This window comes from Streptomyces sp. TAA040, assembly GCF_000424845.1.
Window position 1 is genome coordinate 26,235 of the sequence record NZ_AUKR01000026.1, and the last position, 24,920, is coordinate 51,154.

At 71.2% G+C, this 24,920-nt stretch carries 24 protein-coding genes and 1 rRNA gene; 14 read left to right on the forward strand and 11 right to left on the reverse strand.

Going from position 1 to position 24,920, the window contains the following annotated elements:
• Window positions 1-59: 59 nt before the first annotated feature.
• From H300_RS0119195 to H300_RS0119205, 3 genes are all read right to left on the reverse strand, one after another.
• Window positions 60-1,262, reverse strand: a complete 1,203-nt coding sequence (locus H300_RS0119195; protein WP_028428709.1) for a fused response regulator/phosphatase — start codon at window positions 1,260-1,262, stop codon at window positions 60-62.
• A 314-nt stretch (window positions 1,263-1,576) separates the two neighbouring features.
• Window positions 1,577-2,437, reverse strand: coding sequence for a C40 family peptidase (locus tag H300_RS27930; protein ID WP_486583948.1), 861 nt, complete (start codon window positions 2,435-2,437; stop codon window positions 1,577-1,579).
• Between the two features lie 157 nt (window positions 2,438-2,594).
• The gene (locus tag H300_RS0119205; RefSeq protein ID WP_158678399.1) at window positions 2,595-2,825 is read right to left on the reverse strand and encodes a hypothetical protein; all 231 of its coding nucleotides are present in this window, start codon (window positions 2,823-2,825) and stop codon (window positions 2,595-2,597) included.
• 654 nt (window positions 2,826-3,479) lie between these two features.
• Here H300_RS0119205 and pstS point away from each other — a divergent pair.
• The 4 genes from pstS (at window position 3,480) to pstB (ending at window position 7,695) form a co-directional block, all read left to right on the forward strand.
• Window positions 3,480-4,607: a phosphate ABC transporter substrate-binding protein PstS gene (pstS, locus tag H300_RS0119210; protein ID WP_028428711.1), complete on the forward strand. Its 1,128-nt coding sequence runs from the start codon at window positions 3,480-3,482 to the stop codon at window positions 4,605-4,607.
• Window positions 4,608-4,811: 204 nt separating this feature from the next.
• Window positions 4,812-5,810, forward strand: coding sequence for a phosphate ABC transporter permease subunit PstC (gene pstC, locus H300_RS0119215; RefSeq protein WP_028428712.1), 999 nt, complete (start codon window positions 4,812-4,814; stop codon window positions 5,808-5,810).
• Window positions 5,807-6,886: a phosphate ABC transporter permease PstA gene (gene pstA, locus H300_RS0119220; RefSeq protein ID WP_028428713.1), complete on the forward strand. Its 1,080-nt coding sequence runs from the start codon at window positions 5,807-5,809 to the stop codon at window positions 6,884-6,886. The genes pstC and pstA overlap by 4 nt, the downstream gene beginning before the upstream one ends.
• A 32-nt stretch (window positions 6,887-6,918) precedes the next feature.
• Window positions 6,919-7,695: a phosphate ABC transporter ATP-binding protein PstB gene (pstB, locus tag H300_RS0119225; RefSeq protein ID WP_028428714.1), complete on the forward strand. Its 777-nt coding sequence runs from the start codon at window positions 6,919-6,921 to the stop codon at window positions 7,693-7,695.
• Between the two features lie 215 nt (window positions 7,696-7,910).
• On the opposite strand, the gene H300_RS0119230 is transcribed toward pstB, so the two are convergent.
• Both H300_RS0119230 and H300_RS0119235 read right to left on the reverse strand, forming a co-directional pair.
• Window positions 7,911-8,909, reverse strand: a complete 999-nt coding sequence (locus H300_RS0119230) for an inorganic phosphate transporter (RefSeq protein ID WP_028428715.1) — start codon at window positions 8,907-8,909, stop codon at window positions 7,911-7,913.
• Window positions 8,910-8,914: 5 nt separating this feature from the next.
• Window positions 8,915-9,535, reverse strand: coding sequence for a DUF47 family protein (locus tag H300_RS0119235; RefSeq protein WP_028428716.1), 621 nt, complete (start codon window positions 9,533-9,535; stop codon window positions 8,915-8,917).
• Between the two features lie 243 nt (window positions 9,536-9,778).
• Here H300_RS0119235 and H300_RS27935 point away from each other — a divergent pair, with 243 nt between their 5' ends.
• Complete coding sequence (locus H300_RS27935) at window positions 9,779-10,195, forward strand: metal-sensing transcriptional repressor (RefSeq protein WP_051270217.1); 417 nt, start codon at window positions 9,779-9,781, stop codon at window positions 10,193-10,195.
• A 44-nt stretch (window positions 10,196-10,239) separates the two neighbouring features.
• Here the strand turns inward: H300_RS27935 and H300_RS31930 are convergent, their stop codons facing one another.
• Together H300_RS31930 and H300_RS0119250 are read right to left on the reverse strand one after the other, a co-directional pair.
• The gene (locus tag H300_RS31930) at window positions 10,240-10,398 is read right to left on the reverse strand and encodes a hypothetical protein (protein WP_199779213.1); all 159 of its coding nucleotides are present in this window, start codon (window positions 10,396-10,398) and stop codon (window positions 10,240-10,242) included.
• Between the two features lie 102 nt (window positions 10,399-10,500).
• Complete coding sequence (locus H300_RS0119250; protein ID WP_028428717.1) at window positions 10,501-11,325, reverse strand: SCO4651 family lipoprotein; 825 nt, start codon at window positions 11,323-11,325, stop codon at window positions 10,501-10,503.
• Window positions 11,326-11,411: 86 nt separating this feature from the next.
• On the opposite strand from H300_RS0119250, the gene H300_RS31605 reads away from it, so the two are divergent.
• The gene (locus H300_RS31605) at window positions 11,412-11,630 is read left to right on the forward strand and encodes a hypothetical protein (protein WP_158678400.1); all 219 of its coding nucleotides are present in this window, start codon (window positions 11,412-11,414) and stop codon (window positions 11,628-11,630) included.
• 168 nt (window positions 11,631-11,798) lie between these two features.
• Here the strand turns inward: H300_RS31605 and H300_RS0119260 are convergent, their stop codons facing one another.
• Both H300_RS0119260 and H300_RS0119265 read right to left on the reverse strand, forming a co-directional pair.
• Window positions 11,799-12,488 (reverse strand): phosphatase PAP2 family protein, encoded by a 690-nt coding sequence (locus H300_RS0119260; RefSeq protein WP_028428718.1) that lies wholly within the window; start codon window positions 12,486-12,488, stop codon window positions 11,799-11,801.
• A 426-nt stretch (window positions 12,489-12,914) separates the two neighbouring features.
• Entirely contained in the window at window positions 12,915-13,886 is a 972-nt protein-coding gene (locus H300_RS0119265; protein WP_028428719.1) for a bifunctional lytic transglycosylase/C40 family peptidase, read from the reverse strand.
• An 89-nt stretch (window positions 13,887-13,975) separates the two neighbouring features.
• Here H300_RS0119265 and H300_RS0119270 point away from each other — a divergent pair, with 89 nt between their 5' ends.
• From H300_RS0119270 to H300_RS0119280, 3 genes are read left to right on the forward strand one after another with little or no spacing between them, the layout of a single operon-like run.
• Window positions 13,976-14,284, forward strand: a complete 309-nt coding sequence (locus H300_RS0119270; RefSeq protein WP_028428720.1) for a hypothetical protein — start codon at window positions 13,976-13,978, stop codon at window positions 14,282-14,284.
• A gap of 24 nt (window positions 14,285-14,308) precedes the next feature.
• The gene (locus tag H300_RS0119275) at window positions 14,309-14,956 is read left to right on the forward strand and encodes a class I SAM-dependent methyltransferase (RefSeq protein WP_028428721.1); all 648 of its coding nucleotides are present in this window, start codon (window positions 14,309-14,311) and stop codon (window positions 14,954-14,956) included.
• 42 nt (window positions 14,957-14,998) lie between these two features.
• Entirely contained in the window at window positions 14,999-15,256 is a 258-nt protein-coding gene (locus H300_RS0119280) for a DUF397 domain-containing protein (protein WP_028428722.1), read from the forward strand.
• Between the two features lie 157 nt (window positions 15,257-15,413).
• Here H300_RS0119280 and H300_RS0119285 read toward each other — a convergent pair whose 3' ends face one another.
• Window positions 15,414-15,794 (reverse strand): hypothetical protein, encoded by a 381-nt coding sequence (locus H300_RS0119285; RefSeq protein ID WP_037981048.1) that lies wholly within the window; start codon window positions 15,792-15,794, stop codon window positions 15,414-15,416.
• Between the two features lie 1,712 nt (window positions 15,795-17,506).
• Here H300_RS0119285 and H300_RS0119295 point away from each other — a divergent pair.
• The 5 genes from H300_RS0119295 (at window position 17,507) to H300_RS0119315 (ending at window position 24,502) form a co-directional block, all read left to right on the forward strand.
• Complete coding sequence (locus tag H300_RS0119295; protein WP_028428724.1) at window positions 17,507-18,328, forward strand: DUF8175 domain-containg protein; 822 nt, start codon at window positions 17,507-17,509, stop codon at window positions 18,326-18,328.
• Window positions 18,318-19,607, forward strand: a complete 1,290-nt coding sequence (locus H300_RS0119300; protein WP_037981049.1) for a hypothetical protein — start codon at window positions 18,318-18,320, stop codon at window positions 19,605-19,607. Before H300_RS0119295 ends, H300_RS0119300 begins: the two co-directional genes overlap by 11 nt.
• Window positions 19,607-21,148 carry an SCO6880 family protein gene (locus tag H300_RS0119305; RefSeq protein WP_028428726.1) on the forward strand — a complete coding sequence of 514 codons (1,542 nt, stop codon included), beginning with the start codon at window positions 19,607-19,609 and terminating at the stop codon, window positions 21,146-21,148. The genes H300_RS0119300 and H300_RS0119305 overlap by 1 nt, the downstream gene beginning before the upstream one ends.
• Window positions 21,149-21,166: 18 nt before the next feature.
• Window positions 21,167-22,684 carry an ATP-binding protein gene (locus H300_RS0119310; protein WP_028428727.1) on the forward strand — a complete coding sequence of 506 codons (1,518 nt, stop codon included), beginning with the start codon at window positions 21,167-21,169 and terminating at the stop codon, window positions 22,682-22,684.
• A 66-nt stretch (window positions 22,685-22,750) separates the two neighbouring features.
• Entirely contained in the window at window positions 22,751-24,502 is a 1,752-nt protein-coding gene (locus H300_RS0119315) for a hypothetical protein (RefSeq protein ID WP_051270219.1), read from the forward strand.
• 175 nt (window positions 24,503-24,677) lie between these two features.
• On the opposite strand, the gene rrf is transcribed toward H300_RS0119315, so the two are convergent.
• Window positions 24,678-24,794: ribosomal RNA gene (gene rrf / locus H300_RS0119320) — 5S ribosomal RNA — on the reverse strand.
• Window positions 24,795-24,920: the final 126 nt, after the last annotated feature.

The following is a 24,920-nucleotide window of genomic DNA, read 5'->3' on the forward strand; positions in this document are numbered from 1 at the left end:
GAGGGAGACGGCGGGCGACAGACGACGGCCGCCGGGCCACGGGTCGCGGCCCCGGGCGGTCAGTGGCGGGCGAGCAGCAGGACGGCGACGTCGTCCGCCAGTTCGCCGCCGTTGAGCTCGGTGACGTCGCCCAGCAGGCCGTCCAGCAGAGCCTCGCCGTCGGCGCCCGCGGCGATCTGCGCTGCGGTCAGCCGGCGCATGCCGTCCTGCCCCAGGCGCTCCCGTCCTTCCCCGGTGCGGCCCTCGATCAGCCCGTCGGTGTACATCAGCAGGCTCCACCGGCCGCCGAGCTCGACCTGGGTACGGGGCCACCGGGCGCGCGGCAGCAGGCCGAGCGCCGGTCCGGCGCTGTCCTCGGGCAGCAACCGCGGGCCGGCCGGGCCCACCAGCAGCGGCGCCGGGTGGCCTGCCAGGCAGACCCCGGCGCGCCGGCCGTCGGACGCGATGTCGACCATGCACATCGTCGCGAAGATCTCCTCGCTGCCCCGCTCGTGCTCCAGCACCTGCTGGAGGGTGGCGAGCAGGTGGTCGCCACAGAGCCCGGCGAGGATCAGGGCCCGCCAGGCGATGCGCAGTTCCACGCCCAGCGCCGCCTCGTCCGGACCGTGGCCGCAGACGTCGCCGATCATGGCGTGCACGGTGCCGTCGGCGGTGCGGACGGTGTCGTAGAAGTCCCCGCCCAGCAGGGCGCGGGAGCGGCCGGGGCGGTAGCGGGCGGCGAACCGCAGGTCGCTGCCGCTCAGCAGTGGCGTGGGGAGCAGCCCGCGTTCCAGTCTGGCGTTCTCCTGTGCCCGCAGGCGCGACTCGGTGAGCTGGCGCTGGGCGGCGTCGGACCGCTTGCGTTCGACCGCGTACCGGATGGCGCGGCCGAGCAGCCGGTCGTCGAGCTCGTCCCGGAACAGGTAGTCCTGGGCGCCGATGCGGACGGCCTCGGCGGCCCGTTCGGCATCCGCCTCGCCGGTGAGCACCAGCACCGCGTGGTTCGGGGCGAGGCGCAGCACCTCGTGCAGCAGGTCCAGCTCGCCCATCGCCAGGTCGAGCAGGATGCAGTGCACCTCGTCGGTGAGGAGGCGCTCGGCCTCCGTGATGTTGCGCGCGGTGCGGATACGGACGCGTGCGCCGTAGGCGTTCAGCATCTCGGGGAGCGGTGGCGCCCCCGCGGGGTCGGTCTCGATGACGAGCAGGGTGTCCGCCTGCCGCGGCAGCGTCACCGCAGGCACGGCTGCCGCCGCCTTCGTCTCGTCACCTGACGGCACGGACATCAAGGTTTCCTCTTCCCTCCCCCCGAGGGCATTGCGGCACGCCTTCCGGCATGCCGCAGGTGACCCTAGCCGCAGGGTGCGCCGAAGCGGAATCCTTCTCGGAGCGTGAGCAACGGCATATGCCGAGGCTCACAACCGGAAGAGGCGGATCCGCGTCTTCCGGTCAATGGGCCGAAGCCCCCGGGCGCCCGGGACGGACCGGCCCCGCGCGGCTTCCGGGCCCCGCGCCGATACCGGCGTGCGGCGGGCGTACAACGCCGCCGCTGTGCCCTTTCGCGCCCGTACGCCCGCCCGCACGCTCGCCCTCACGTACCTCAGGGGCGGGCCCCGGAGGACTCGCCCTCGCCGGCCGGTTCGGCGTCGGGGCGGACCACGCCGAAGACGGGGAGCGCGCCCACACCCTTGATGCGCACCTGCCGACCGGTGCGCGGCGCGTGCACCATGGTGCCCTCGCCGACGTACATCCCGACGTGGCTGGCGCCGTTCTTGTCGATGATGAGGTCGCCGGGGCGCATCTGCTCCATGTCGATCCTTGCCAGCCCCTCCCACTGCTCCTGCGAGGTGCGCGGGATCGTGGTGCCGGCGGCCTCCCAGGCCCGCAGCGTCAGGCCCGAGCAGTCGAAGGTCTCCGGACCGGTGGCGCCCCACTCGTAGTCCCTGCCGATCTGCGCGGTGGCGAAGGCGAGGGCCTTCTTGCCCTGCTCCGAGGCCTTGCCGTCGATCTCCTTCAGCAGTCCGCTCTTCAGCCACCGCAACTGCCGCTGGTACGAGGTCTGGACCTCCAGCGCGCGCAGCTGCGCGCGCTCGGCGGCGGCCAGCTCGGATTCGAGCTTCTCGGCACGCTCCAGCCGGCCCTCGACCCGCTTCTTGGCCGCGGCCTGCCTCGTGCGCCGCGCCTCCAGTTTCTTCCACTCCTTCTCGGCCCGCGCGGACTGCTCGTCCAGCTCCGTGCGGGCCTCCCCGAGCTCCCGGATGATGCCGACGGTGGCGTACTGCCCCTTGTTCAGCAGGCTGAGCGAGTCCAGGAACGCGTCGGAGTCACCGTCCAGGAAGATCCGGGAACCGGGCGGCATGCCGCCGCTGCAGTCCTGCGCACGGGCCATCCGCCCCGGCACGGCCCGGTTCCCGGTCAGGTCGTTCCGGTTGCGGGCGATGGCCCGGTTGAGGCGGGTCACGACCCGCTGCTGCTTCGTCACCTTCCCGGCGGCGGCGTTGTACGCGTCGGTCGTGGAGCCGACCTCGTCGTGGAGGTCCTCGATCCGGGCTCGTAGCTCCTCCAGCCGCTTCGCCTCCGCGGCCCCCTCGCCCGCACCACTCTCGTCCGGCCCGTCCTCACCGGCCCCGCCCTCGTCCGGGGGCCGGGGCCGGCTGCCCCGGCCCCGTCCCGGGCACGTCGGACGCGTCGGCCGACGGCGAGGGCTGCGGCGCGCCCGGCACCTGCGAGGCCGCGCGCAGCCGCGGCGCTTCCGGCGACCGCGCCGCGGGTGCTGCCGCGAACGCCTGCTGGGTCGGCGCAGCCAGCAGACCGAGCGCGCAGACGAGGACCGCCCCCTTGCGCATCACCGCGAACTCCTCCCCGGACCGGAGGCATTGGCCAACACCCCCGACGGATCGTGCCACGGTGCGCGGCACTGCAACAGGGACACCGGGTGAACACGTACCCGCTCGTGACGACGGGCGGGCGCGCGTCGGTCGGGCGCAGTACCGGTGGCGCGGCCACCGGTCGGCCCGGCGCGCCCGGCCGCCCCGGGCCCCGCACGGCCCTCGGCACCGCCCCGGCGACAGGACGCCGGCCCAGTGCCGTGACAGGCTGACCCCGCGCACCGACCGCGCCCGGGGCTCCGCATCACCCGCCCCGGCACCGACCCTCAGCCGACCCGGAGCACCGCACCCGCACCGACCCGCAGCCGAACCCCGTGGACCACCGGCCGAACGACGGGCGGACACGGCACGCCACCCTTCGCTCACCCAGCGCAGCAATACGCCCCGACCTCCACCCCTGGAAACTGCGCCGACGGCCGAGGTTCACCTTGCGTTCACTCTCACCCGTCGGGCGCTTCACCTGATCTGCCTAGTTTCAGGAGTACAACGTGCGAGTCCCCCACCTCGGGCAGGACCGCACCACACAGCCGGCACCGCACCACCGGCCGGGAGAACGAAGAGACATCCACCGCTTGCCGCTCCTCGCCGGCGGGCTCAGGAAGGAACTGAACCGAAGTGAAGCTTCAGCGCACGAACCGGCTTCGCACCCTGTCCGTCGGCGCTCTCGCGGTCACCAGTGCTCTGGTCCTGTCCGCCTGCGGCTCTGACGACAACACGGGTGTGGGCGGCACGGAGCCGAACGACGTGGCCGACAGCGTCGAGTGCCAGGGCTCCGGCAACCTGCTCGCCTCCGGCTCCAGCGCCCAGAAGAACGCGGTGGACGCCTGGGTGCAGGACTACCAGGCCGCCTGTCCGGAGACGAAGGTCAACTACAACCCGACCGGTTCGGGCGCGGGCATCCAGGAGTTCCTGAAGGGCAAGACGGCCTTCGCCGGTTCCGACTCCGCCCTCAAGGAGGACGAGGTCGCCGAGTCCAAGAAGGTCTGCAAGGACGGCGGCAAGGCCGTGAACCTGCCCATGGTGGGCGGCCCGGTGGCCGTCGGCTACAACCTGTCCGGTGTGGACGACCTGGTCCTGGACGCGCCCACCCTCGCGAAGATCTTCGACTCGAAGATCGACAGCTGGGACGACGAGACCATCGCGGAGCTGAACCCGGACGCGGACCTCCCCGCCACCAAGATTCAGGCCTTCCACCGTTCGGACGAGTCCGGCACCACGGACAACTTCACCGAGTACCTCTCGGTCGCCGCTCCCGACGACTACCCCTACGAGCCCGCCAAGGCGTGGGCCGCCCAGGGCGGCCAGTCGGCGAACGGCTCGGCCGGTGTCGCCACCAACGTGCAGCAGACCGACGGCGCGATCGGCTACTTCGAGCTGTCCTACGCCTCCGGCAACGACCTCCGCACGGTGCAGCTGGACACCGGCGCGGGCGAACCCGTGGAGGCGACCGTCGAGAACTCCTCCACCGGCATCGCCGCCGGCAAGGTCGTCGGCGCCGAGGGCGACCTGGCCATGGAGCTGGACTACTCCACCTCGGCGGCCGGCGCCTACCCGATCATCCTGGTCACCTACGAGATCGCCTGCGACAAGGGCAACGACCCCGAGACGCTGGAGGCCATGAAGTCCTTCCTCACGTACGCCGCCGGTGAGGACGGCCAGAACTCGCTCGCCGGGATCGACTACGCCCCGATCCCCCAGGACATCATCGAGCAGGTCCGCGAGGCCGTGGACAACCTGGCCTGAGCCACCGTGCGGGCGGCCCGCCACCCGGGCCGCCCGCACGCACGTCCGGCCCCCGCCGGGCCCGGCGGCCCACGTTCCGGGCAACCGCCCCGCGAGCTCCCCGCCCCGAACCCCCCACTCCCCGCACTCCCCCGAACGACCATCCGGTGCACCGCCGCCAGGGCACGGCCCACCAGCCGGGCCCGCACCCAGACCGGAGAGACCATGGACATACCCGCCACCGCCGCCCCACCACCGTCACCCGTCTCACCGGACGAGCCGACGCTGCGGGGCGCGCAGTCGACCCGCAGGGGCGACCGGATCTTCCTGGGGCTCTCCCGGGGGTCCGGCATCGCGCTGCTCGCGATCATGGCCGCGATCGCGGCTTTCCTCACCTGGCGTGCGATCGCCGCGCTCGCGCAGAACGAGGGCAACTTCCTCACCACCTTCGAGTGGAACGCCACCGCCGACCCGCCCGTCTTCGGCATCGCGGTGCTGGCGTACGGGACCGTGGTCAGCTCCGTCATCGCGATGGCCCTCGCCGTCCCGGTGGCCGTCGGTATCGCGCTGTTCATCTCGCACTACGCGCCGCGCCGGCTGGCGACCCCGCTGGCCTACCTGGTCGACCTGCTCGCCGCGGTGCCCAGCATCGTCTACGGCCTGTGGGGCGCCCTGTTCCTGGTGCCGCACCTGGGCGGGCTGTACACCTGGCTGGACCAGTTCTTCGGCTGGACGGCGCTCTTCGGTTACGAGGGCGGCGCCCCCCGCTCGCTGTTCACCGTGGGCATACTGCTGGCGATCATGATCCTGCCGATCATCACCAACGTCTCCCGCGAGGTCTTCAAGCAGTCCCCGAAGATGCACGAGGAGGCCGCCCTGGCGCTGGGCGCCACCCGCTGGGAGGTCGTCCGGATCTCGGTGCTGCCCTTCGGCCGCTCCGGTGTGATCAGTGCCTCCATGCTCGGTCTGGGCCGCGCCCTCGGCGAGACGATGGCCGTGGCGACCGTCCTGTCCCCCAGCTTCCTGATCAACGCCAGCCTGCTGGACCCGGGCGGCGGCACCTTCGCCCAGAACATCGCCGCCGGATTCAACGAGGCCGGCGAGACCGGCCGGGACGCGCTCATCGCGTCCGGTCTGGTGCTCTTCCTGATCACCCTGATGGTGAACGGAGCCGCCCGGCTGATCATCGCTCGCCGCAAGGAGTACTCGGGGGCCAACGCATGAGCAACGCAGTCCTGGACAAGACGTCCACCGAAACTCCGGAGATCCGTCCCGCACCGCTGCGGCAGCCGCGGCTGCCGCGCTGGGCCCCGTTCGGTCTCGCCGTGCTCTCGGCCGCGCTCGGCATCGCCGTCGGGCTGGTCGCCGGGCTGGAGAGCCGCGTCCAGTGGGGTCTGATCGCCGCGCTGGCCTACGTCGTGCTCAACTACGTGCTGGCCACCGTCGTCGAGGGAACCCGGCAGGCGAAGGACCGCTTCGCCACCAGCCTCGTCTGGGTAAGCTTCCTGGTCGCCGTGGTGCCGCTGGTCTCGCTCATCTGGGAGACGGTCGCCCGCGGGTCCAACTTGCTCGACCTGTACTTCCTGACGCACTCGATGAGCGGCCTGCGCGACCTCCAGCCCGGCGGCGGCATCTACCACGCGCTGATCGGCACCCTGGAGCAGGTCGGCCTGGCGACCCTCATCGCCACTCCGCTCGGCCTCTTCACCGCCGTCTACCTCGTCGAGTACGGCCGCGGCCGGCTCGCCAAGGCGGTCACCTTCTTCGTCGACGTGATGACCGGCATCCCGTCCATCGTGGCCGGCCTGTTCGTCCTCAGCTTCTGGATCATCCTGCTCGACTTCGGCTACTCCGGTTTCGCCGGCGCGATGGCGCTCGCCATCCTGATGATGCCGATCGTCGTGCGCTCCACCGAGGAGATGCTCAAGCTCGTGCCCAACGAGCTGCGCGAGGCCTCGCTGGCCCTCGGCGTGCCGAAGTGGCGCACCATCCTCAAGGTGGTCCTGCCCACCGCGATCGGCGGCATCACCACCGGTGTGATGCTGGCGATCGCCCGTATCGCGGGTGAGACCGCGCCGGTGATGCTGCTGGTGTTCGGCGCCGCCTCGATCAACAACAACCCCTTCGAGGACCCGCAGTCCTCGCTGCCGTACTTCATCTGGCAGCAGTTCAAGGCGGGCAACCAGTTCGCTTACGACCGCGCCTGGGCCGCCGCCCTGGTGCTGATCGCGTTCGTGATGATCCTCAACCTGGCCGCCCGCGGCGTCGCCCGCTGGAAGGCTCCGAACACCGGCCGCTGACGGCCACGCAGAGACAGAAAGCAGTGATCTCCATGGCCAAGCGCATCGACATCAGCGGCCTCAACGCCTACTACGGGTCCCACAAGGCCATCGAGGACATCTCGATGACCGTCGAGCCCCGCTCGGTGACGGCCTTCATCGGCCCCTCCGGGTGCGGCAAGTCCACCTTCCTGCGCACCCTCAACCGGATGCACGAGGTCACCCCCGGCGGACGGGTCGAGGGCAAGGTCATGCTGGACGACGAGTCGCTCTACGGGCCCGGCGTCGATCCGGTGGCCGTGCGCCGCACGATCGGCATGGTCTTCCAGCGGCCCAACCCGTTCCCGACCATGTCGATCTACGACAACGTCGCCGCCGGGCTGAAGCTCAACGGCAACTTCCGCAAATCCGAGCTGGACGGCGTCGTCGAGAAGTCCCTCAGGGGCGCCAACCTCTGGAACGAGGTCAAGGACCGGCTGAACAAGCCCGGCTCCGGCCTCTCCGGCGGCCAGCAGCAGCGGCTCTGCATCGCCCGGGCGATCGCGGTGGAGCCCCAGGTGCTTCTGATGGACGAGCCCTGCTCCGCACTGGACCCGATCTCGACGCTGGCCATCGAGGACCTCATCGGGGAGCTGAAGGAGCGCTTCACGATCGTCATCGTCACCCACAACATGCAGCAGGCGGCCCGCGTCTCGGAGCGCACCGCCTTCTTCAACCTGGCCGCGATCGGCCAGCCCGGCAAGCTGATCGAGATAGACGAGACCGAGCGCATCTTCTCGAACCCCTCGGTGCAGGCGACCGAGGACTACATCTCGGGCCGCTTCGGCTGACCGGAGCCGCCCCCCGAACCTCTGCGGTGCTGCATGGCGGTGCCACCGCGGAGCGCAAAGGCCCGTTCCCGAGGGGGGCGGGCCTTTGCACGCGCCGGGGCGGGCGCTCCGGTCCGGTCCGAAGCTGGGCCGTCCCGGGGGAGGCAGCCCGGGGCGGCCGGGAGAGCGGCGCACGGCCCCGGAGCGGGCGACGGCGAGCGCCCCCGCGGCGGACGTCAGCCGAAGAACAGGTCGACGACCAGGAAGCTGAGCCCGGCCACTGCGGCGGCAGCCGGCATGGTGATGAACCAGCCCGCGATGATGTTCTTCGCGACCCCCCAGCGAACGGCCTTCACCCGTCGGGTGGCGCCCACGCCCATGATGGCGGACGTGATCACATGCGTCGTGGAGATCGGCGCGTGGAACATGAACGCCGTGGTGTACATGACGGAGGCCGCGGTCGTCTCGGCGGCGAAGCCCTGCGGCGGGTCGAGCTCGATGATGCGCCGGCCGAGCGTGCGCATGATCCGCCAGCCGCCCGCGTAGGTGCCGAGCGAGAGCATCAGCGCACAGGCGAGCTTCACCCAGACCGGGATCGCGTCACCCTCGTCCTGAACCCCCCCGATGACCAGGGCCATCACCACGATGCCCATCGTCTTCTGGGCGTCCTGGAGGCCGTGGCCCAGCGCCATGCCGGCCGCCGAGACGGTCTGCGCGATCCGGAAGCCGCGCTGGGCGCGGTGCGGATTGGCCCGCCGGAAGATCCACATGATCCCGGCCATCACCAGGTAGCCGACGAGCAGGCCGACCAGCGGCGACAGGAACATCGGGATGACGACCTTCTGGAGCACGCCGCCCCAGTACACGGTGCTCGACCCGGCGAGCGCCGCACCGACCATGCCGCCGAACAGCGCGTGCGAAGAGGACGAAGGCAACCCGAAATACCAAGTGATCATGTTCCAGGTGATCGCCCCTACCAGAGCGGCGAACAGGATCATCATGCCCTGCTTGCCGGTGGGTGTGGCGATCAGACCCTCACTGACGGTCTTCGCGATGCCACTGCCCATGAAGGCGCCCGCGAGGTTCATCACCGCGGCCATCACCAGCGCCACCCGGGGGGTGAGCGCCCGGGTCGAGATGGAGGTCGCGATGGCGTTCGCGGAGTCGTGGAAGCCGTTGGTGTACGTGAAGAAGAGCGCGACGCCGATGACGACGACGAGTGCGAGGGTGTCCACGTGGTTCAGGACTCCTTGACCGCGATGGTCTCCACGGTGTTCGCGACGTGCTCGAACGCGTCGGCGGCCTCTTCGAGGACGTCCACGATCTGCTTGAGCTTCAGCACCTCGATGGCGTCGTACGTGCCGTTGAAGAGGTGCGCGAGCAGCTTGCGGTGGATCTGGTCCGCCTGGTTCTCCAGCCGGTTGACCTCGATCCAGTACTCGGTGAGGTTGTCCATGCCGCGCAGGTTGGGCATCGCCTCTGCGGTCAGCTCGGCCGCTCTGGAGAGCACCTCGATCAGCTGCTCGACGCCCTTCGGCAACGTCTCGACCTGGTAGAGGACGACGAGGTCGACGGCCTCCTCCATGAAGTCCATGATGTCGTCGAGCGAGGAGGCCAGCCGGTAGATGTCCTCCCGGTCGAACGGGGTGATGAAGGAGGAGTTCAGCTGATGGAAGATCGCGTGCGTCGCGTCGTCCCCGGCGTGTTCCGCGGCGCGCATCCGTTCGGCGATCTCGGAACGTGCCGAGGCGTCCGCCCCGAGCAGTTCCATCAGGAGCTTCGAGCCGGTCACGATGTTGTCCGCGGACGCGGCAAACATGTCGTAGAAGCTCGTCTCCCTGGGGGTCAGACGAAAGCGCACGGGGACTTCCTCGGGGTGCATGGACGTCAGTCTGCTGATGCCAGTACAGCATCCGGTCACAGTGAACCGGCGTTCAACAGTGTCACTCATCGGAACATGTGCCGTGCACCGGGGCGGGGAGTGTTCTTCACCGGCCTGTCGACATTGGGTAACCTATACCCTCCAGGGGTATGAAGTCCGGAGAGGCCGCACGGCGGGCGACGCCCGCGACCCGCGACCCGCGACCCGCACGAAGGAGACCGCATGGCCACCGCCGAGCCCGGGCCCGCCGGTCCGGCAGCCGCCGTCCCGGACCACGCCGGCGGGGGGCCGCCGACCGCGGAAGCAGCCGCGCACGACACCCCCGCGGCCTCCCCGGCCGGGCCCCGCCCGCCCGGGCCGCACGGCTACGCCAAGGAGAAGGACGCCCACCTCAAGCGGCTGCGCCGGATCGAGGGCCAGGTGCGCGGACTGCACCGGATGGTCGAAGAGGACGTCTACTGCATCGACGTGCTCACCCAGGTCTCCGCCTCCACCAAGGCCCTCCAGGCCTTCGCGCTGCAACTGCTGGAGGAGCACCTGCGCCACTGCGTGGCCGCGGCCGCCGTGGAGGGCGGCGAGGAGACGGACGCGAAGGTCGCCGAGGCCACCGCGGCCATCGCCCGGCTGCTGCGGACCTGAGCCCTCGCTTCCCCGGGTGGCGGGGGCCCGGGTGGCGCGGGCCTTCAGGGAGAGGCCGCGGAGTCGGCGCCCCGCAGCACCTCGTCGATCCGTGCCACGCTCAGCCGTTCGTCCGGCTCGGCCGCCGCCGCGATGATCAGCTCGCCGTAGAGTTCGATCTCGGCGAGGGCTTCCCGGTCCTGCACCGCGGATTCCGCCGGCATCCTCGCCACCTCCTTGCACACTCCCACGCCATGCCGCGCGTTCCGTCGCCCTGGATTCACAGGGTAGGGAGGTTCGGCGCCGGCGCGCATGGTCTATCCGGACTATTGGCCCGGCTCGGCGACGGTCCCGGAGTAGATGTCGCCCGCCTCGGGCAGTGACACGTCCGACGCGACCCCGAACCCGTGGAGCGCGGTGGTGGAGTCAACCCGCACACCCTCCCCCGCACTGTTGTCGAACACGAACGCGTGCCGAACCTTCCGGAGGCGCCCCTGCCCGTCGATGTACGCGTCAAACGGAACGCGCGTCTCGGAGAAGCCCTCCGCCGCCGCCGACAACTGCGCGCGGGTGCGACCGCCGGACCGGTCAGCGGCCGCGACCAGGTCCGTCGTCCCCCGGTACCGGCGCACTCGTTCGCCGGAGAGGACGGTGCTGCCGAGGAACGTCACGGAGACCGCGCCGCTCAGCAACTCGGCAGCGGTGGCCGGATCGGTGACCCCGTTCGTCACCAGGTTCCCGTCGGGCAGTGCCGCGGTGTCCACCCGTACCCACTTGTCCGCGGGCACCCCCGCGCCGCGGTTCTTCATGTAGAGCGCACCCGGTGCGAAGACCTCCGTCACCGTCGGGCGGCCGCTCCCGGGCAGGATGACGCTGAACCGGCCGACGCCCTCGCGGTGGTCGTAGACGCCTTCGCCCCTGATGGTGACCCGGGTGCCGCCGCTCTCCATCCGCATCTCGGAGCGCACCCGCGAGGTCCCGGCGCTCCGGAGCGCGTCGGCGGCGTCGCGGACCTCGCCCCGGTGGTCACCGGGCGCGTGGTCCCGGGGCGCGTGGTCGGCGGGCGGGGCCGCGGCTCCGGAGCAGGCGACCGCGGCGCCGGCGAGAGCCGCGGCCAGCAGCGCCGCAACGGCACTCTTCTGCCCGTCCATCGCACATGACCCCCGCAGAGCATTGTCGGCACCGCCCCGTCTAACGAGCTCCGGCTCCCGCCGTCACGCCCCGGTACGGTGGCGGCGTGCACACTCCGCAGGAGCTACCACCGCATCCGCAGGACGTCCGGCCGCCGGGCATGCCCCCGGACACGCCACCGGTGGGCGACCACCGTCTCGGCAGTGTGGAGCGCGGGGCGTTCGTGCACGCCTGCTGCTCGTGCGGCTGGCGGGGCCCGTCCCGTCGTTCGCGCGACCGCGCCCGCACCGACGCCGAGGGCCACCCGGCGATCGCGGAGAGGTGAGGCACGCGGGCCGCCCGGGAGCGGGCCGCGTCCACGGAACCCCCAGGGTGCGGACCGGGGCCGCGGACCAGCCGACGAGGTCCGGGAGAGCTCGGAGGCCGCCGGTGCAGAGGCCGCGAGGGCTGCGGCCGCCGGTGTGGCTCGGGCGGCGCGCTCCGGGGAGGCGGCTCAGGCCGCGAGATCCCGGGCGCGCTCGGTGGTCGCGTCGACGGTGGCGCGCTTCTCGGCCGGTTCGGCGGCCTGCTCGGCCGCGCCCGGCGTCTGCACGAGCCACCCGACGCGGGGTGACACCGCGATGGCCCGGGTGAGCGGGGTGAGCAGGGCCAGCGCGACCGGGGCGAGCAGCAGTGCGACGGCGGTGCCCAGAGCGAAGCCGCCGATCACGTCGGTGGGGTAGTGGACGGCAGCGTAGATCCGGCCGAAGCCCTGGAAGAGCGCAAGCAGGATCGCGAGCGCGCCGAGACGACGGCTGACCAGGAAGATCCCGACGGCGATCGCCATGACGAGGGTGGAGTGGTCGCTCACGAAGGAGAACCCGGTCTTGTCCGGGACCAGCACATCGAGATCCTGATGGTCGACGAACGGCCTGGGTCTCTCGACCAGTTCGCGGATCGGGTAGTTCACCAGGTACGCGACCGACGCCGCCAGGGGCGCCCAGAGCAGACCGGCCACCGCAGCCGGGGCGTCCGGTCGGCGACGCGACGTCCACCAGGCCCAGAGCCCGAGGGTCATGATGCCGAGGATGACCCCGTACTCACTGAAGAAGCCCAGCACCGAGTCCACCCAGGCGGGTGTGCTGTCGGCCAACCCGTTCACCCGGTAGAGGAGATCGAGGTCGGGGTTGTCCCATCCAGCCATGGCGATGCGGCCCCTTCATGTCATACGCGCTGCCGACCCCCGTGGTAGCGAAAATCCCGTCCCTGCAGAAGAACGCAGACGGAGGCCCGCAGGGTTCCACCATCCACCGAACGATCACTCCGACGTTATCGAAGAGTGACCATCTGCGCAGCTCAAGCCCCTTGCGTCACTCTGCGTACAAGCCACTTCACTCGCCCACCAGGGTACCCGGGTTTGCGTCGGCTGCCGAACCGCATCTTACGAGCCGTCAGTCCGCCGGTCCCCGCCGGCCCCGGCACGGCCACCGGGACACGGCGCACCACCCGGCTTCGGAACGGGCCCGGAGCCCCGCCCGTCCTCGGGGAGGAGCACGCGGGAGCGCGCCCGCCTGTTCACACGCGGGCGCCGTACGGGCGCGAGACACTGTACGAGGAGCGGGGGAGCACCTCAGGCGGCGGTCGGACGGGTTGCGCCGAAGTAGTTGGCACTGTCGATCGGGTCGAACCGGATCACCGCACCCGTATACGGCGCGTCGATCATGTAACCGCCGCCGACGTAGATCCCCACGTGGTCGATGGACCGCGGATCGCTCAAGTCGGGCGAGAAGAACACCAGGTCCCCCGGGAGCAGCTCGTCACGCGGCGGGTGCGGGCCGCTGTTCCACTGGTCGTTGGCCACCCGGGGCAGCTCGACGCCCACCTCGGCGTAGGCCGCCTTGGTGAGACCCGAGCAGTCGAACCGTCCCCGGTCGGCCGCGGTGCCGTCCCCGCCCCACAGGTAGGGCGTGCCCAACTTCTCCTGGGCGTAGTGGATCGCCCCGGCCGCCTGCCCGGTCGGCGACACCCGGCCCTTCGGGGCGGCGAAGCTCTGCTCCGCCTTCCGGATGGTCTTCACGTAGTTCTGCGTCTCCGCGTAGGGCGGTATCCCGCCGTACCGGATGACCGCGTACGAGCCGGCGTTGTACGAGGCGAGCATGTTGTCCGTCGGATTCCCCGGGATGTCGTCGACGTACCCGGCCAACTTGCAGTCGTAGGAGGCCGCCGACGGGATGGCGTCCTCCGGGTCCCAGACGTCCGCCGTGCCGTCACCGTTGGCGTCCATCCCGTGCGCGGCCCAGGTACCGGGGATGAACTGCGCGATGCCCTGCGCCTCGGCCGGGGACTGCGCCCGCGGGTTCCAGCCGCTCTCCTGGTTCAACTGGGCTGCCAGCAGCGCCGGGTTGATCGCCGGGCAGAGGTTCCCCCACTTCTGCACCAGCGGCGCGTACTGCGCCGGCACGGAGTTGGGTGCCAGGGCCACCGAGTTCGCGCCGGTGGCACCGAGGCTGGCCGCGGCCGTGTAGGTACCCACGACAAGGAGCCCGAGGAAGCACATCACCGCCCCGAGCCCCAGACCCGTCACCAGCCAAGCCTTACGCACCCCTCAACCATCCCATCTCATGGCAGAATTCGGGGAGGGCTTGCGCAAACGCAGCCACCCGACACACCCACCTGGGGCGGTGAGTTCATATGGTTCTTGCAGGCGGTGAAGGTGACATCACCACCATTATCGGCGGCATCGCGCCTGACTGGGGTCCGTTCGGCTCTCTGGGCACCGAGGCCCGCGTCATGGTCGAAGTGGTGATGGCGGTCGCGATCCTGATCTGCCTCGGCCTCGCCATCTGGGGCGCGGCGAAGCAGCGGATCGGCGCCACGGCACTCCGCGACACGTTCAGCGCCGAGCAGGGCAAGGGGCTGATCGTCGCCGGACTCACCGGCGTCTTCATCATCGGATCCCTCGGGACCCTCTTCACGATCGTCTACGGTATGGCCATCTAGCGGCCTCACCCACCCGGAGCATCCGTGGACATCGTCAATCCTCAGCTCGACGCCTACCTGCTGGACCACTGCACTCCGGCGGACGCGGTGCTGCGGGACCTCACCGAGGAGACGCACCGGGCGCTGCCCGAGCACACCTCCATGCAGATCACGCAGGACGAGGGCAGCTTCCTGACCATGCTGGTCCAGCTCACCGGCGCCCGGCTGGCCGTCGAAGTGGGCACCTTCACCGGTTACTCCTCGCTGTGCATCGCCCGGGGGCTGGCCGAGGGCGGCAGGCTGATCGCCTGCGACGTCAGCGAGGAGTGGACGGACGTGGCCCGCAGGTACTGGACGCGTGCCGGCGTGTCCGACCGGATCGACCTGCGGATCGCACCCGCCGCCGACACCCTGCGGTCGCTGCCCCCGGAGGAGACGGTGGACTTCGCCTTCATCGACGCGGACAAGACCGGCTACCCGGTCTACTACGAGGAGCTGGTCACCCGGCTGCGGCCCGGCGGGCTCCTCGCCCTGGACAACGTCCTCCAGGCCGGACGCGTGGTGGACCCCTCGGCCGACGACGCGTCGGTGACGGCCGTCCGCGCCGTCAACGACGCCATCGCCGCCGACCCGCGGGTCACCTCGGTGATGCTGCCGCTCCGCGACGGCGTCACCCTCGTCCGCAAGCGCTGAGACCGCTCCCGTCCCCCTGCGCCCGGACCGTAGAGTGCTGTCATGACCGACTGGGACGCGCTGGAGTGGATCCGCACCGCGGAGGACCCCGACCAGGAATGCATCGAGGTGGCCGCCTCCGAGGGCGACCTGATCCACCTCCGCCAGACCGACGACCCGGACAAGGTCGTCACCACCACCCGGGCGAAGTGGGACGCCTTCGTCCTCGGCGTCCGCAACAACGAGTTCGACCACTTCGTCACCGACCTGCTCCCCGGGCAGGAGCCCGCGGGCGGAGAGGATGGCGACGACGGGACGTGACCCGCGAGCGTGCCGGACGGCACGTGACGGGGGAGCCGCGAGCAGGGGCAGCACGACGGGGGCTGCCGGTAGGCGACCCGAGGGCGACTCCGCGAACGGCGCACGGGGACGGCTCCACGGACGGGGCCGGGGCGGGGAGGGGCCGGGGGGCGGACGCTCAGCCGTCCTGGTCGGTGATCTCCTCCGCCCAGACCTCGGACAGCGGCTGCGGACCCACGTAGCGCCGGCACCTGCACATGCCCGGTTCGTAGGCGCGCGGCCTTCGGTCGGCGTCCCAGCCCGTGGGCACCTCCACCAGCGCGTGGCAGGTACCCTGCCGGTCGTGCAGCGCCAAGTGGTGGGTGCAGCCACACATCGCCGCAGGGGGGTCGGGCGGACGGTTCAGCTCCGCCAGCTTCCGCTCCCGGTGCTCCTGCGCCCGCAGCAGCACCAACCGGCGCTCGTGCCGGGTACGCAGGGCGCCCCGGGCGTTCTCCACCAGCCAGGCCCCTCCTCCGCACAGCACGAAGATCAGGAAGACCGCGATCCAGAAGCCCATCGTCCGGCACCTCCCCGGTGCGCATCGGATGCGTTCCTTCGAGGATACGGTGGTCCGCCTCCGAACTGACCGGCCCCGTCCGTACCGGATCGCCCGCGCCCGCGCCGCCCGCTCGGCCCGCGGTCGCGCCGTCCGGGGAGTCCGCCGCCGTACCCTCCGGCACACCTGCCGCGGAGCCCCTCCTCCGGACAGCCCCGAGCCTCGTCCCGCACCCAGGTGGCAAAGACCCACGGCCGATGGAGGCGGGCCGGTCAGGCCCCCTCCGTGGCGGATGCCGGCCGCTGGTCGGGACGGAGAAGCCGAACGGGACGGGGAGCACCATCCGCGTACCGCAGTCACCGCTCTCCCGCTCGCGGTACTGCCCGTCGAGCGGGCCCGCGTGCACGGCCCAGCGCCCGCGCTCGGGGTCCACGACAGCCACCGCGCAGATCCCGCACCGGGCGTGGAGCCGGCCGTCGACCGGGGAGGGGGTGGCAAGGAGAAAGATATCCACACCCTGTGGAGAAAGCAGCGCCGTTTCCGTTGCCAGGAAGCCAGCCGAGCAGACCGTGAGATCCGGAGCGATCCAGCTCTCGCCTTCCCCGTGGCTCTCGCCATCGCCGCGCCTCTGGCCACCGCGGTCCCGCACGGTGACTCGGGCCTGACCACTGCGGTCGAGCCGCACCGACACCCGGGGCAGGGCGACCCGACCCGCCGGGAGCACGCCGGAGAGCGCATCCTCCCGTCCACGGACGATCCGGACGTACCGTCCCGGCCGCGGAGCGACCAGCCCCATGATCTCCACGCGCACCCCGGTGGCCCGACGCAGTACCTCCCCGGCGCGTCGCAGCCCCGCGGGGCCGATCCGCACCGTCCGCCCCCTCACCCGTTGCCCCGACCAACCTGCAACCACACCGACTTCCCCGGACCGGGGCCTTCACGGCAGACGCCGTGCCGCGCGGCCAGGGCGCCGATCAGGAACATGCCCCGAACCGCTCTCGGCATCCGACTCCCCCCGCGCCAGCCCCGGAAGGCCCGGCGCCACGTCGTGCACCTGCACCCGGAACCCGCCCTGCCGAGCCAGTCGTCCTGCACCATGACGTGCCGACCGCGCCCGGCGTACACACAGGCACAGACAGCGTTGGTGGCGGCCTCGGAGACCAGCAAGACGGCGAGCTCCGCCGAGCCGGCGCCACCCCCGACGGACGCCCGGGCCGCTTCGCAGCAGGCGCAGACCCAGACGGGATCAGGGGGAAGGCTGAAGGAGAAGCCGGTGGCGCAATCGGGCGCACCGGGAGGGGCAAGGCACATGCGGGCTCCGGGTCGTCGAGGAACGCTCCCTGGTCCGCGGTGGCCATGCCGACCTCGCGCAACTGCACTGCGAGCCGGTGCACTTCCGTCTGATGGAACAGGTGGTGCTCCGGGGGATCACGTCCGGTCGCCTCACCGACCTCACCCCCTGACCCATCGACGCCCCGGACGTGCGCCGGTGCGTTGCCGCCCGGAGCGGGGGTTCCGCTCCGCCTCGGCGCGCGGCGCACACGAACAGGTGGACGATCGGTCGAACATGACCGCCGACGCCCCCTGGGGCGCCGCCGCTGCGTGCCCGTCGTCTCACTTTGCTTTCATATCGTCACACTCCGCCCGCGGAACGGTCGGCGCCGTTACCTTCAAATGAGGGGACAATGGGCAGAAGGCGGTTGGCGGCTACGGGTTGAGGGGGCACGCGCGACATGAGCTTCGGTGGCGACGGCTACGGCGACGAGCGCGATTACGCGGACTCGGGACGCCGGGGCACCCGCACCCGGCTACCGGAGGGCGAGAGCGGCGCGAGGGCGCCCGTGGTCCGGCCGGGCAAGAGCCTGGTGACCGTGGTCGGCGTGGTCGTCCTGCTGATCGCAGCCATCGCCTTCGCGAACCGCGGCGGCGGGGACAGCGGCAGCCCGGACGACTCGAACAACAACCAGGCCCAGCCCACGGCACCTTCAGGCGTCGACCCGGTCGAGGGCGACGGCAGCATCCCCTCCGGCTTCGACCGGACGGAACAGGGCGCCGAGAGCGCCGCCGCCAACTACGCCGTCGCCCTGGGCGGCGACGGCATGTTCACCAAGGACTCCCGAGACGAGATCGTGGCAACCATCCACACCGCCGAGTCGGTACCAGAGTTGCAGGACGACCTGGATGACGCCTATTCCCCCTCCTTTTTGGAGAGAGTGGGACTCGACGACCGAGGAGAGGCGCCTGACGGCTTGGCCTTCGTGTCCCGGACGACCCCCGTCGGCAGCAAGATCATCGACTACGACGACGCAACTGCGACCGTAGAGGTCTGGTGTGTCGGGCTGATCGGGCTCTCGGGTGAGGAGTCGACCCGGCCGGTGCAGGAATCGTGGTTCACGATCACTCAAGAGCTCGCCTGGACCGACAGCGACTGGAAAATCTCTTCCTCTTCGCAGCAGGAGGGTCCGACACCGGTCCCCGGCGACAATCGGGCAGCCACAGCGGAAGAGATGACGGAGGCAGCAGAGAGCTACGGAGGTTTCACGTATGCGAGGTAACCGCCGCGCTCCACTAGTCGTCACTGTAGCTGCATCTGCACCGCTGCTGGCGGTACTCGCTCCCGGACGTGCCAGTGCCGCACCGACGCCTCTCCCCTCTCCGGAGACCAGCGACAACCCCTGTTCCCTCGTGCCGGGAATCGCCCGTGATGTCTGCGAGGGGGAGGATCCCGGCGGTGGTGCGGGGGGCGGCGGGAGCACGGAGGCGCTGGAGACGCTCGACCCGCTGTCCTCGCTCGCCAACGGCTGCGCCGAGGCGGCGGGTTGGATTATCGGCAAGCTGTCGGAGGCGGTCACGGAGACGGCCGAGGTGGACTTCACCAATGCCGCGTTCCTGCGCCAGTACGCCGTGGTGTTCGCCGCCTCGACCATCCTCACCCTCGTTCTGTGGCTGCTGGCGGTCGCCAAGCGTGCCATCCGCGGCGCTCCGCTGATGACGGCGCTGACCGAGGCGATCGGCTTCCTGTGGCTCGTCGTACTGGCCTCCGCCTTCACTCCGCTCATCCTCTACACCCTGGTCTCGGCCACCGACGCGGTGACGGAGGTCATCGCCGCCGGCACGGGTGGGCAGACGGACAAGTTCTTCGGCGCCTTCGCCGAGGCCCTGGAGGGTGGCGAGGACATCGGCGGCGGACCGATCATGCTGATCGTCGTCTCGCTGGTGTCGGTACTGGCCGCCGGAGTGCTCTGGCTCGAACTGGTGATCAGGGCCGCACTGCTGTACGTGGGCGCGCTGCTCGGTGTCGTGGTGTACTCCGGACTGGTCGACAAGAGCATGTGGTCCCACGTACGCAGTTGGGCCGGCATCATGATCGCCGTCATCCTCGTGAAACCGGTCATCGTGATCGTCCTGGGGCTCGCCGGTGCGCTGGCGAGCGACGACGGGCCGAACGCGTTCTCCGCCATCGTGTCCGGGTTGTCCATCATCATCCTGGCCATCTTCGCGTCGGCGATGATCTACCGCTTCGTGCCCGGCTTCGGGGACGAGATCGTCCGCAGCCGCAACGCCACGTCCGACCCGGCGTCGGGCAAGGCCGTCGCGGCGATCGCCACTCCCGCCTCGATGCTGCGACAGGGCATCAACACGCACAGCAGCCGCGGCAGCGAGGGCTCGGGAGGCGGCCAGGGGGGCGGCGGCCAGGGGCAGGCCCGGCAGCCGAACACGGTGGCGGGCGGGGTCGCCGCGCACGGTTCGCGGAGCGGCGGCGCCACGCCGTCCGCACCACCACCGCGGCAGGCGCCGCGCAGCCCGGGCAACCGCGGCGGAGGTGAGCAGTGATGACCTCGTCGCCCCACCTGCTCGCCCCGCGCCGCACCTACACGATCGGCCGGGCCCGCGCCAACGCCATCGTCGGCAAGAACCGGGAGACGGGCGAGATCGCCCTGATCGTGGTCGGGGCCTTCCTCGGGATGATGAGCGGCCTGCTCGTTCCAGTGCTGTCGCTGCGCATCGTGCTGCTCGTCGGGTTCCCCATGCTCGGCCTGGCCGCCGTCTACCTTCCGTACCGGGGCCGTTCGTACTACCGCTGGTTCGAGATCAGCCGTTCCTACCGTCGGCTGCGCCGCAAGGGCGCCGCCACCTATCGATCGTCAGCGCAGGAGGCCGGAGTGGGTCTGGACGGCAACGAGGTCGACGTCGGCCCGCCGCCCGGAGTGGGGCGGATCAACTGGGTGTCCGCACCCTTCGGCCCGGACGAGATCGCCGTGCTGCTGCACGCCGACCGGCGCACCGTCACCGCAGCCGTCGAAATTGAGGGCCCGGGCGTCGGACTGCGGGACAGCGAGGACCAGGAGGCGCTGGTCGACCGGTTCGGCACCCTGCTCAAGCACGTGGCGAACGGGGACGGCTACGTCACCCGCATCCAGATGCTGGCGCGCACGCTGCCCGCCGACCCGGACGCGCACGCCAAGGATGTGGCCCAGCGCGGGGACGACCGGGCGGCCTCCTGGTTGCAGGAGTCCTACGAGCAGCTCCAGTCGATGGTCTCCACGTCCAGCGAGCAGCACCGCGCGTACCTGGTGGCCTGCATGCAGTTCGGCCGGGAGCTCGCGGCGGAGGCCAACACCATCGTCAAGGCCAACCGGTCCCGCAAGCTGTCCCGGGACGACGGACTGGCGGTCGTGATGACCCGGGAGCTGACGGACATCTGCGCCCGCCTGGCGGAGGCGGACATCCGGGTCCGGCAACCGCTGGGCCAGGCCCGGCTCTCCTCGCTGATCCACTCCATGTACGACCCGGACCACCCCATCGACCACATCCAGGCCATGTCGATGCGCAACGCCTGGCCGGCCGAACTGGACGCCACCGAGGCGACCTACCTCCAGGCCAAGACCCGCGAGTCCTCCACCCGGGAGCCCTGGTGCCACGCCACGGCCTGGGTCAAGGAGTGGCCGATGACGCCGGTGGGGGTGAACTTCCTCGCGCCCCTGCTCGTGCACACACCCGACGTGATCCGCACGGTCGCCGTCTGCATGGACCTCGAACCCACCGAGATGGCCATCGAGCGGATGCTGACGGAGAAGACCAACGACGAGGCGGAGGCCAGCCGCCAGGCCAAGATGAACCGGACGCTCGACCCGCGGGACATCGCCACCTCCGGCCGCGTCGACCAGCGGGGCCAGGACCTCGCAAGCGGCGCCGCGGGGGTGAACCTCGTCGGATACCTCACCGTCTCGTCGAGGCACCCCGAGGCGCTGGCCCGGGACAAGCGCACCATCCGTGCGTCCGCGGGCAAGAGCTACCTCAAGCTGGAGTGGTGCGACCGCGAGCACCACCGCGCCTTCGTGAACACCCTCCCCTTCGCCACTGGAATCCGCTGATGAGGAGGCGAAACCCCCATGGCCTCGTTTGACCCGATCACCGCGATCACCGACGCCTTCACCAGCTTCCTCTTCGGGAAGGCCGAGACCACCAGAGCGCCGGTGCGCACGTCCACCGGCCAGGCGCAGGCCGTCTACCTGCCCACCGCGGCACCGGGTCTCGGCGACTCCGGCGTGATCATCGGCCGCGAGGTCTACAGCGGCAAGGGGTACATCTACGACCCGTTCCAGCTCTACGGACAGCAACTCCCCGCCCCGCACTGGCTGGTGCTCGGGGAGTCCGGCAACGGCAAGTCAGCGCTTGAGAAGACGTACGTGATGCGCCAACTGCGCTTCCGGGACCGCCAGGTGGTGGTGCTGGACGCGCAGGGCGAGGACGGCGTCGGCGAATGGAACCTGATCGCCGAGGAGATGGGCATCACGCCGATCCGCCTCGATCCGACCGCCGCGCTCGACCAGGGGATCCGGCTGAACCCGTTGGACCCCTCGATCACCACGACAGGCCAGCTCGCCCTTCTCCGGACCATCATCGAGGTGGCCATGGGGCACGGTCTGGACGAGCGGGCCGGCTTCGCGCTCAAGGTGGCCCACTCCTTCGTCAACGCCACGGTCGCCGACCGCCAACCGGTGCTCACCGACATCGTCGAGCAGCTCCGGCACCCCAAGCCCGAGGCCGCACAGGCGATGAACGTCGCGCTGGAGGACGTCCGCCACTGGGGTCTGGACGTCGCGCTCGTGCTGGACCGCCTCGTCGACGGCGACCTCCGCGGCATGTTCGACGGACCGACCACCGTCGGCATCGACCTGGACGCGCCGCTGATCGTCTTCGATCTCTCGCACATCGACCGCAACTCGATCGCCATGCCGATCCTGATGGCGATCGTGGGCGTATGGCTGGAGCACACCTGGATCAGGCCGGACCGCAAGAAGCGGATCTTCCTCGTCGAGGAGGCCTGGCACATCATCAACAGCCCGTTCGTGGCCCAACTCTTCCAGCGGCTCCTGAAGTTCGGCCGACGGCTCGGCCTGTCGTTCGTGGCAGTGGTCCACCACCTCTCCGACGTGGTGGACGGAGCAGCCGCCAGAGAGGCGGCCGCAATCCTCAAGATGGCGTCCACCCGGACGGTCTACGCCCAGAAGGCGGACGAGGCGCGCGCCACCGGCCAGGTCCTCGGGCTCCCCCGCTGGGCGGTGGAGATCATCCCCACGCTCGCGCCGGGCATCGCCGTCTGGGACGTCAACGGCAACGTCCAGGTCGTCAAGCACCTGATCACCGAGGCCGAACGGCCCCTCGTCTTCACCGACCGGGCCATGACCGAGTCCTCGCCCGTGGAACAGGCCCTGGAGGCCGGGGGCATGGACGCCGGCCTGCTCGCCGGCGACGGCGTGCTGGGAAGAACCGAGACGCTCCCCTCGGGAGTGGGCGGACTCCCCGGAGGGGCACTCGGCGAACTCGACGACGCACTCGAATCGGAGACCGAGAGCCGGGCGATGTCCTTCGACAGACTCACCACGGCGGACGAGACGGTGGCCTGACCCGTGCCGCGTGACGCAGCCCCTCCGCCTGCCGCGGCCCCTGCGCCCCGAGCCGGGGGCGGCGGTGTGCCGGACGGCCTGCTGGTGGGGCTGCTCGCCCTGCTGCTGAGCGTGACCGTCCTCGGCTGGACCGCGACCGGTATCAGCGGGCTGCTCGCTCACGGAGCCTGGCCCAGCGGCCTGTCCTTCACCCACACGCCGCTGGCGGTACGAGGACTCGTCAGCGAACCGGGGGATCCGTCCGCCGCCTGGCCCAACGCCGATCCCGCCACGCTGTCGGGTCCGGGGCTGCTGTGGGGTGTGCTGATCGGGCAGCTCATGATCCTTGCGACGGCGGTGCTCCTCACCGCGATCGGAGTGGCGCGCAGGCGCGCGCTGCGCCGGGCCGCGCCCACCCGGGCCGACAGGCACGCGACGACCACACCGGAGGCACGGAGCGCCCACCGTCCCGGTGACACCCCGTACCGGGGCGACGGCCCTGCACCGGGTCAGGGAGACGCGCCCGTAGACGGCTCCGGGCAGCCGTACCCCACCGACCGCCGGGACTCGTCGGAGGAGCCCGTACAGACCCGATCCGCCGCCGCGGCGGAATTCGCCGCCAGTGCGCAGCCGCCGGGGGACGCACGGCCGACGGCGGTCCGGCCCGAGCAGGCCCGCGGTCGGCCGCCCGGGCACGAGCCGTACGGGTGGGAGGAGGCCGGGCAGGAGACGCCCGGGCACGAGCAGGCCCGTCAGGAGGCTCCCGGAGGGGAGAAGCCTCCGGCCGCGAGTCCGACGGCACCCGGCCGGGCGGACGGCGCGGCCGGGCCCCCGCCACCAGTGGGCGCCCCCGCGCCCCGGTGCCCCGAACCGGTCCAAGCCCGGCTCGCCTCGGAGTACGAGGCCGCCCTGCCCTTGGCGGGGCTGCATCTGCGGCACACCCGGGAGCCGGCCCACGCGCTGCGCGCCGCCGACGGCGCAGCCCTGGTCGTCACAGCGGACCCGGCCCTGTGGCGGGGCTCGGCCGGCGCCCGGTCGAAACTCGGACCGGTGCACCTCTATGACCCCGGACACCTCGTCGAAGCGCCGCAGCGGTTGCGCTGGTCCCCGCAGCGCGGCTGCGAGGACCCGGCTACCGCCCGCGTCCGGGCCGCAGCCCTGCTGGCACCGGTGCGGAGCCCTTCACGGACCGAGGACGCAGTCCAGCACGCGGCCGAGACGATGCTTCGCTGCTGCCTGCACGCGGCAGCCGTGAACGGGCAGTCGTTCCGGCAGGTGCACAAGTGGGCGACGAGCGGTGCACCGAACGAGGCGGTGCGCATCCTGCGGCGGAACAAGTCGGCGGCGGCGGGAGCCGCGGGCGAACTCGAAGCGATGCTGATCTCGTACCCGGAGCGCAAGGACCGTGCGGCGCAACTCGTCGGACGGGCCCTGGCCTGCCACTCCGAAGTGCACATCCGCAACGCCTGCCAGGCGGGCCGATCGGAACCCGCCGAGTGGGAATCCTTTGTGCGCGGAACGGGAACCCTCTATCTCATGGGCGAGACCAGTGAGGACCTCCGTCGGCAGCCGGGAACGTCCCCGCTGTCGACCGCCCTCCTCGCAGACGTGGTCGAGCACGGCCGGCGCATGGCCGAACGGTCACCCGCCGGTCGGCTCGACCCACCACTCACCCTCGTCCTCGACAACCCGGCCACCACCGCGCCGCTGCCCCAGCTGCCCTGGCTGCTCGGCTCGGGGCCGGACCGCGGCCTCCACACCCACGCTTATGTGCGCAGCCACGACCAGGCTCTCGCGTGGTGGCCCGATCTCTCGCGCTTCACCACCTCGTTGCGCTGAGCCGGGCAACAGCCGACAGTCCGTCCCCCTGGGGCCCGTACTCCGCTGCTCTACGGGGTTCCGGAGCGGGGTGGGGGGGGCGGCGGAAGGGGCGGAGGTAGTGGAAAAAAGGGGGGCCGGGGAAACGAGAAAGAGCCCTGCCGGATGACCCGGCAGGGCTCTTCACTCAAGAATTGTTCGGCGGCGTCCTACTCTCCCACACACTCCCGCATGCAGTACCATCGGCGCTGAAAGGCTTAGCTTCCGGGTTCGGAATGTGACCGGGCGTTTCCCTCACGCTATAACCACCGAAACACAATGAAACACACACCACCCGCACACACACCCCACCCACCCGAAAACGGGGAATGACATGTGTGTGGGGTCTGGTTGCTGTCTCAGAACCAACACAGTGGACGCGAGCACCTACGGACAAGCC

Excerpts from the sequence above, each read along its gene's own strand:
- H300_RS0119195 (WP_028428709.1), bottom strand. The coding sequence starts at position 1,262 with ATGTCCGTGCCGTCAGGTGACGAGACGAAGGCGGCGGCAGCCGTGCCT.
- pstC (WP_028428712.1), top strand. The coding sequence starts at position 4,812 with ATGGACATACCCGCCACCGCCGCCCCACCACCGTCACCCGTCTCACCG.
- pstA (WP_028428713.1), top strand. The coding sequence starts at position 5,807 with ATGAGCAACGCAGTCCTGGACAAGACGTCCACCGAAACTCCGGAGATC.
- pstB (WP_028428714.1), top strand. The coding sequence starts at position 6,919 with ATGGCCAAGCGCATCGACATCAGCGGCCTCAACGCCTACTACGGGTCC.
- H300_RS27935 (WP_051270217.1), top strand. The coding sequence starts at position 9,779 with ATGGCCACCGCCGAGCCCGGGCCCGCCGGTCCGGCAGCCGCCGTCCCG.
- H300_RS31930 (WP_199779213.1), bottom strand. The coding sequence starts at position 10,398 with ATGCCGGCGGAATCCGCGGTGCAGGACCGGGAAGCCCTCGCCGAGATC.
- H300_RS0119250 (WP_028428717.1), bottom strand. The coding sequence starts at position 11,325 with ATGGACGGGCAGAAGAGTGCCGTTGCGGCGCTGCTGGCCGCGGCTCTC.
- H300_RS0119260 (WP_028428718.1), bottom strand. The coding sequence starts at position 12,488 with ATGGCTGGATGGGACAACCCCGACCTCGATCTCCTCTACCGGGTGAAC.
- H300_RS0119270 (WP_028428720.1), top strand. The coding sequence starts at position 13,976 with ATGGTTCTTGCAGGCGGTGAAGGTGACATCACCACCATTATCGGCGGC.
- H300_RS0119280 (WP_028428722.1), top strand. The coding sequence starts at position 14,999 with ATGACCGACTGGGACGCGCTGGAGTGGATCCGCACCGCGGAGGACCCC.
- H300_RS0119285 (WP_037981048.1), bottom strand. The coding sequence starts at position 15,794 with ATGGGCTTCTGGATCGCGGTCTTCCTGATCTTCGTGCTGTGCGGAGGA.
- H300_RS0119295 (WP_028428724.1), top strand. The coding sequence starts at position 17,507 with ATGAGCTTCGGTGGCGACGGCTACGGCGACGAGCGCGATTACGCGGAC.
- H300_RS0119300 (WP_037981049.1), top strand. The coding sequence starts at position 18,318 with ATGCGAGGTAACCGCCGCGCTCCACTAGTCGTCACTGTAGCTGCATCT.
- H300_RS0119305 (WP_028428726.1), top strand. The coding sequence starts at position 19,607 with ATGACCTCGTCGCCCCACCTGCTCGCCCCGCGCCGCACCTACACGATC.
- H300_RS0119310 (WP_028428727.1), top strand. The coding sequence starts at position 21,167 with ATGGCCTCGTTTGACCCGATCACCGCGATCACCGACGCCTTCACCAGC.